Origin of the sequence: Pedobacter namyangjuensis, assembly GCF_003313325.1 — a bacterium.
GTDB lineage: Bacteria > Bacteroidota > Bacteroidia > Sphingobacteriales > Sphingobacteriaceae > Pedobacter > Pedobacter namyangjuensis.
In genome coordinates, this window is sequence record NZ_QMHQ01000022.1 from 1 (window position 1) to 1,053 (window position 1,053).

2 protein-coding genes are annotated in these 1,053 nt (G+C 36.9%); both read left to right on the forward strand.

Going from position 1 to position 1,053, the window contains the following annotated elements:
- A partial coding sequence (locus tag DUT69_RS19040; protein WP_162796362.1) for a DMT family transporter occupies positions 1-462 on the forward strand: 462 nt, incomplete at its 5' end.
- Positions 463-518: 56 nt separating this feature from the next.
- Positions 519-1,053: DUF2851 family protein (locus DUT69_RS19045; protein ID WP_113654862.1), on the forward strand; the 535-nt coding region annotated here is incomplete at its 3' end.

Below are 1,053 nucleotides of genomic sequence, written 5' to 3' on the forward strand. Positions count from 1 at the left end.
GATATATTAGATCCTAACTATAAAACCGGAATTACTTATTTAGCAATGGCTATTTTAGGTTGGGCTGCTGGAACTATTTACACCAAAAAATATACGCACAAAAGCAACCACATCTTTCTGGATTTATTTTATCAATTTGCCTTTGCGGCAGTTGCTCAGCTTATTATTGCCAATATTGTTTCTCCTAATACGTCTTTTAGCGATTGGTCGTTGCAGAGTTTAGGCGCAGTAGTTTATTTAGGTGTCTTTGGGTCAGTGGTAGGATTTTTCTGCTACAATTATGCCTTAAAAAAAGTAAGTGCTACTGAAGTTTCCATTTTGTCTTATTTCAATACCATTATCGCTATATTTTTAGGTTGGTTGGTACTTAATGAAACAGTTACTTACGATTTGCTAATTGCCACAGTGCTCATCATCCTAGGGGTCTTCATCACCAACTACAAGAAAAAAGAAGCAAAATAAGTACTCTTTTAAGTTTTTAAAAGCTAATTTGAAGAGATTAATCGCTAATTTCAAGCATGCAGTTTCCAGAGGAGTTTTTACATTTTGTATGGCAATTTAGGCTGTACGATCAGCAGCAGTGCCAAACTATTGATGGCAAGCCCTTGCAAATACTGCATTGCGGATTTCCTAATAAACATGCTGGTCCTGATTTTACAACTGCTAAAATTATAATAGATGGTACCACTTGGGTAGGGCAAGTGGAAGTTCACCTCAAATCATCAGATTGGCATGGGCATCAACATCAGCAAGATATGGCATATGATAATGTGATTTTGCATGTGGTTTGGGAACATGACAGTGAAGTTAAGAGATCAGACGGAACTGTTTTGCCTACCTTGGCCTTGAAAGACAAAATTGCTTCATCACTATTTGATAACTATCAAAATCTAATCACCTCTGCCAACAGTTTCCCCTGCGAAAACCAAATTAATACAGTGGACAATTTCGTCATTGGTAATTTTCTATCGAGAGTTTTGGTAGAACGGATGGAGGATAAATGTGCGGAGGTTTTTGAAAGATTAGCGCAATTAAACGGTAATTGGGATGAAA